Consider the following 6,126-nt stretch of genomic DNA (forward strand, 5'->3'; position numbering starts at 1 on the left):
CGCAAAATTTCGCCGCGCTTAAACCCAAATTTGAGCCAATTCTCACTCAGGCGGCTTATAGCCTTTTTCTTTACGGCGAAGCTCCAGCTCGTAGGCGTCGTTTAGCGCGTCTTCGTCGTCAAATTTCGTCCCGTCCAAAAACTTTCGCTCGTCGTCAAACTGCCTGGTTTTAAGCCCCCACAGCAGCGCCGCCAGCCCGCACGCGCCAAGCAGCGTAGAAACCCCGATCATCATCGCCACGACCGCCCCGCTCATCGCTCGCTCCTAGCCCGCATCGCGTTTAGCACGACCGCGACCGAGCTTAGCGACATCGAGAGAGCGGCTACTGCAGGCGCGACGTAGCCGGCCATCGCTAACGGTATCGTCACGGCGTTATAAACGAGCGAAAAGGCCAAATTTTGCCGCACGATGCGGTAGGTCCTGCGAGCGAGCCTGACCGCAGCCGCGAGCGAGGCGGGGTCGTCTCTCATCAGCACGACGTCGCTTTTTGCGATACTCACGGCCGCTCCGCTACCCATGCACACGGCCACGCTTGAGAGCGCGAGCGCGGCGGCGTCGTTGATCCCGTCGCCCACCATCAGCACGTTTCGCCCTTGCTGCGCCAGTCTCTCTACGTAGGCGGCCTTGTCCGTAGGCAGAGCGTTTGCGGCCGTTTCATCGATGCCTAGCCCCTCTGCCACGCGCTTTGCGGCATATTCGTTATCGCCGGTTAGCATTGCAACGCGCATGCCCGCGTTTTTTAGCGCGGCTACGCACTCTTTGGCGCCATCTTTTAGGCTCTCTTCTAGCTCAAATGCCGCCGTTATCTCGCCGTCCACGGCAAAAAAATAGCAAGTCCCGCGCACCGATTCGCCGCTATAAAGCCCTAGCTCTCGCATAAATTTCTCGCTCCCGCCGGCTAGATTTATGCCGTCAAATTTAGCCTGCGTGCCGCGTGCTGCGATGTTTTCAAAGCCGCTTAACTCTAAAAGTTTTAAATCACTAAAATTTGCGCGCAGATACTCGCCCACGGCGCGGCTAACGGGATGATCCGAGCCGCTAACTAGCGAAAAAAGCGCGCTTGCGTCAAATTTGCCCGCGTGCGTAAATTTACTCACTTTAAGTCGCCCCGAGGTGAGCGTGCCGGTCTTATCAAACACGGCCATGTCACATTTGGCGAGGCTTTCGATGATGCGCGCTTCTTTAAAAAGTATCCCGCGCCTAAAGCCCGCCCCAAGCGCAACGAGCGTACTAACGGGCGTAGCAAGTCCCAGCGCGCAGGGACACGAGATCACCACGACCGAGATCGCGACGATGAGCGCGGCGGAGAGCTCGCCCGTGCGCCAGAACCAAAACGCAAACGTCGCTAGCGCCAGCGCCGTGATAGCGGCCGAAAACCTCGCCGCGATAGCGTCTGCGAGTGCCTGGATTTTAGGCTTTTTGGCTGCGGCGGTTTCTAGCAGGTTTATGATACGGGCTAGCACCGACTCGCTAAAGACGGCGCCGACCTCATAAACCAGCGTGCCGTCCACGCACACGGAGCCGCTTTTTATCTCGTTTTCGCCATCTTTCGCGCTCAGATACGCAGGCGCGCTCTCGCCGCTAAGGCTAGAGAGATCAAAGCTCGCCGCGCCGCTGATAACGACGCCGTCAAGTAGCACGCGCTCGCCGACTCTCACTACCACGAGTTCGCCCACACGCACCTCCTGCGCGCTTTTTAGGGTTATTTCGTCGCCGTTTTTGACGCTAACGGAGTTTAAATTTAACGAGTTTAGGTTATCGAGCGTGTCGGCGGCCTTTTTCTTGCTTAAAATTTCCAGATATTTGCCGATAAATACGAAAGTGATTATCATCGCAACCGAGTCAAAATACGTCTCGCCTCGCCTAGAAAACATCGCGTAGATCGAGAAAATGTAAGCTGCTAGCGTGCCCGTGACGATGAGGCTATCCATGTTTTGCGTTTTGTTTTTTAGCGCGCTCCAAGCGCCCCTAAAAAACCCGCTTCCCGTGTAAAAAAGCACCGGCGTAGCGAGGATAAATTCGGCGAAATTTATGATAGAGCGCACGTCGGCGCGCATGCCCGTGAAGTAGCCGCCGTACTGCGCGACGGCCAGCCACATGATGTTCATCGTGCAAAATATCCCGACAAGCAGCCTCGCGTAAAATTCGCGCCTCTGCCCCGCGAGTCTGTGCTCCTGAGCCTGCGCGTCGTATGGGTAGGGTTCAAAGCCGATGGAGCGGATGAGGGCGAAAATTTGAGCCAAATTTACCTCGTTTTCGTCCCAGACGATGAGGGCTTTGTTATTAACCGAGTTTATATTTACCTCTAAAATTCCCTTCTGCGCAAATAAAACCTTCTCGTTTAGCCAGATGCATGCCGAGCAGTGGATACCCTCGATGATGAGCGAGATTTTGTTAAATCCGTTCTCGTTTTTGACGTAGTTTTGATAAATAGCCGCGAGGTCCTCTTGCGACTTTTGCGCCGCGTTTTTCGCGCTTAGGGCGGGATTTAGCGTAGTTTTGCCAAGCCTTTCGTAAAACTCGCCAAGCCCGCTTGCGTTAAGTATCTCGTAAACTCCCGCGCACCCCTCGCAGCAAAACAGCTCCCCGCCGCGCTCTATCAGCGCCTCGCGCTCAAATTCGCCCCTGCAATGCGCGCACTTAAATTTGCCCATCGATTACTTTTTTCTTTCGTTTTAAGATTTTAGATTATACGTAAAATTTCTAAAGCCTCGCTTGATTTTGCTGGCTTTGGCGCGGATTTCGCTTGCGTCCGAATTTGACGACAAATTTGACAGATTTTGCTCGCGTCAAAATACCCCCATAAATTTGACCGGATTTGGCCGAGACCAGCACCTTGAAAACGCTAGTTAAATTATGCAAAATACCCTTAAATTTTAACCTCAAATTTGGCGAAAAAATAGCGACTTCTCACGCAAACTCCCTATCTATCACGATGAAAATTTTATACCCAGGAAAGCTTAGCGCAACTTTACGCTCGATCTGGGTGCGCAGTTCGCCCAGATTTTTCTCTCCAAAATCAACCACTACGTCAAACCTCACGCTCTTTTTCTTGCTATCGATGAAAAACGCGTGAAATCCGCGCACGCTGCTAAACTCCGAGAGCAAATTTGCCACGCAGGCGCGGCTCTCGTCCTGCCCCAAATTTACGCTATAAACGCCAAAAACCAGATAAATCCTGTAAATTTTATAAATCTCGATTTGAAGCTCGTTTAGCCTCTGCGAAACCTCGCTAAGGGGCAAATGCTCGTCTATCTCGACGTTCACCGAGCCCACGTATCGCTGCGCGCCGTAGTTGTGAAGGATCAGGTCGTATGCGCCGCGCACGATCTCGCAGCGATTTACGGCGGCGTAAATTTCGTCGCTGATCTCTTTTTCGACGCGCTGACCGATGATTTTATCGAAGGTTTCTTTTATCAAAAGTACGCCGTTTACGATAATAAAAAGCGACGCCAAAGCGCCCGCGTAGCCGTCTATCTGGATATCGGCGAAGTACGACAGCGCAGCAGAGACGAGGATCACGCACGAGATGATCGCATCGCCCAGAGCCTCCTGGCCGACGGCTCTAAGCGAGATAGATTTGGTCTGTTTGCCGATCTTTTTATAGTAAAAGCCGAGCGCAAATTTGACGAATATCGCGCAAAACAAAAACGCCAAAAACGGCATCGTAAAGCTGGTGGGCTCGGGCGCGAAGATATTTTCGACCGAAGTTTTTAGAAACTGAAATCCCAGCATCAGCACGATGACCGAAACGATAAGACCGCCGATATACTCGGTCCTGCCGTAGCCGTAGGGGTGGTCTTCGTCGGGCATCTTGCTAGCTAGTTTTGAGCCAAATATCGTGATGATACTTGAGCCTGCATCGCTAAGGTTATTTACGGCATCTGATATCAGCGCGACCGAGTTTGAGACCATGGCGATAAAAATTTTCGCCGCGGCTAAGAAAAAATTTGTAACTATGCCGATAAGCGCGGTTTTTATTATCGTTTTTTCGCGCTTGCCGTCTTTAAAATCCATCATTTTGATATTCCTTTTCATTTTTGGCGAGATTATATCACTTCTTGACATCAAAGCCAAAATTTTATAAAATGCGACTTTCAAAACTTCTTTTGAAACTTAAATTTATCTACAAAATTATTCCGTAATTTTAAAGAGGACACAATGGAAAATAACGCGACCCAGCCTGCAAATTCTGCGCAGGAAAGTCAAAAAACCACGAAAAAACACCAAAACTCGCGCACTCACATCCCCGTCGACGGACACAAAATCGAAGAGCTAAGAACTCTTAGCCTAGAGGAGCTCATCGCTATCGCAAACAGCGTAGGCGTCGAGAATCCGCGCGAATTTCGCAGACAAGATTTGATATTTGAGATCCTAAAAACCCAAACAAAACAAGGCGGATTTATACTTTTCACGGGTATTTTAGAGATCACGAGCGAGGGCTACGGCTTTTTGCGCTCGGTAGATGCAAACCTCAGCGACAGCTCAAACGACGCCTACGTCTCAAACTCTCAAATTCGCAAATTTGCCCTGCGCGTGGGCGACATCGTGACGGGTCAAGTGCGCGAACCAAAAGATCAGGAAAAATACTACGCCCTGCTAAAAATCGAAGCGCTAAACTATATGCCGCTAATCGAGGCCAAGGAGCGCCCGCTATTTGACAACCTAACTCCGCTTTTCCCGACGGAAAAACTTCGCCTCGAGTATGATCCTATGAAGCTAACGGGCCGCGTGCTCGATCTCTTTACCCCTCTTGGCAAGGGTCAGCGCGGCCTCATCGTCGCACCTCCTAGAAGCGGTAAAACCGAGCTCATGAAAGAGCTAGCTCACGGTATCGCGCGCAACCACCCCGAGTCGCATCTCATGGTGCTACTCGTGGACGAGCGTCCCGAGGAGGTTACCGACATGCAGCGCTGCGTAAAGGGCGAAGTGTTTAGCTCGACGTTTGACCTACCTGCGATGAACCACGTGCGCGTCGCCGAACTCGTCATCGAAAAGGCCAAACGCCTCGTAGAAATGGGCAAAGACGTCATCATCCTGCTAGATAGCATTACCCGCCTAGCGCGCGCGTATAACACCGTAACTCCGCCAAGCGGCAAGGTGCTAACCGGCGGCGTGGACGCAAACGCCCTGCACAAGCCGAAACGCTTTTTCGGCGCGGCGAGAAACATCGAACACGGCGGCAGCCTCACCATCATCGCCACTGCGCTCATCGACACGGGCTCGCGTATGGACGAGGTTATTTTCGAGGAGTTTAAAGGCACGGGCAACAGCGAAATCGTACTAGATCGCAACATCTCCGACCGCCGAATTTACCCGGCCATCAACGTACTAAAATCAGGCACCAGAAAAGAAGAACTACTGCAAAAACCGGACGAACTGCAAAAGATCTGGGCTATCCGCTCGGCGATCGCTACGATGGACGACGTAGAGGCGCTTAAGTTTTTATACGCCAAGATGCTAAAAACCAAGGACAATAAAGAGTTGCTTTCAATCCTTAACGAATAGTGAAGTTGCGTTTTTAGATAAATTTAGCCCTTGCGCGAGTCGTTCGCGGCTCGCCGATCTACTTTAAAATGCTCTAAATTTTATAAATTTACAAACCGTCGCCGCTTAAATTTATGCCAGCGACGGCTATTTTAGTGCCAAAATTTAACGCGGCTTTTCAAATTTGCTTATCTTTTGCTATCCGCCGCTTCTCACATCTTACGCTAAATTTACGAGATTAACCGCTTTATGCACGCTTTGCTTTTTGTTTAAATTTTACTGCGCTACCGAGCACGCCGCCCCTCTTCTATCGCTGCGACAGATTTGCAAATTTTACCGCTCAGCGCCTTTAAAGAATTCCTCTATCATCTTTTGATTGCAGTCTTGTATCCAAGTGGTCTCGTTTTTATTACACATCCAAAACGGACCGCCGGACTCCGGCCCTAGAGCATCCGTGATAGCCTGGATTAGCCAAGAGTGATAAGATTCGTAGATGTATATATTGTCGGCTAGTATCTTACCGGTACTTCTATCTTTGATTAGTCCGCCGTAGTTAAATCCCATGCCTATTATCTTATCAAATACGGTTTTTATATTAGGCTTTTCCTCTATGATAGCATACGGATATTTTATGATAAG

The 6,126-nt window shown here is 50.7% G+C and carries 4 protein-coding genes and 1 pseudogene; 1 reads left to right on the forward strand and 4 read right to left on the reverse strand.

Annotated features, from left to right (window positions below):
- Positions 1 to 42 precede the first annotated feature (42 nt).
- The 3 genes from ccoS to Q0338_RS10190 form a co-directional block, all read right to left on the reverse strand.
- Positions 43 to 255 carry a cbb3-type cytochrome oxidase assembly protein CcoS gene (ccoS, locus tag Q0338_RS10180; protein WP_002949952.1) on the reverse strand — a complete coding sequence of 71 codons (213 nt, stop codon included), beginning with the start codon at positions 253 to 255 and terminating at the stop codon, positions 43 to 45.
- Positions 252 to 2,654: a heavy metal translocating P-type ATPase gene (locus Q0338_RS10185; RefSeq protein ID WP_298086626.1), complete on the reverse strand. Its 2,403-nt coding sequence runs from the start codon at positions 2,652 to 2,654 to the stop codon at positions 252 to 254. The genes ccoS and Q0338_RS10185 overlap by 4 nt, the downstream gene beginning before the upstream one ends.
- Positions 2,655 to 2,910: 256 nt before the next feature.
- Positions 2,911 to 4,020, reverse strand: a complete 1,110-nt coding sequence (locus tag Q0338_RS10190; RefSeq protein ID WP_298086627.1) for a cation diffusion facilitator family transporter — start codon at positions 4,018 to 4,020, stop codon at positions 2,911 to 2,913.
- Between the two features lie 141 nt (positions 4,021 to 4,161).
- Between Q0338_RS10190 and rho the strand changes: the two genes are divergently transcribed.
- Positions 4,162 to 5,508 (forward strand): transcription termination factor Rho, encoded by a 1,347-nt coding sequence (gene rho, locus Q0338_RS10195; protein ID WP_002951472.1) that lies wholly within the window; start codon positions 4,162 to 4,164, stop codon positions 5,506 to 5,508.
- A gap of 312 nt (positions 5,509 to 5,820) precedes the next feature.
- Here rho and Q0338_RS10200 read toward each other — a convergent pair.
- A pseudogene (locus tag Q0338_RS10200) lies at positions 5,821 to 6,126 on the reverse strand (hypothetical protein); the annotation flags it as partial.

Origin of the sequence: uncultured Campylobacter sp. (genome assembly GCF_938018145.1) — a bacterium.
GTDB lineage: Bacteria > Campylobacterota > Campylobacteria > Campylobacterales > Campylobacteraceae > Campylobacter_A.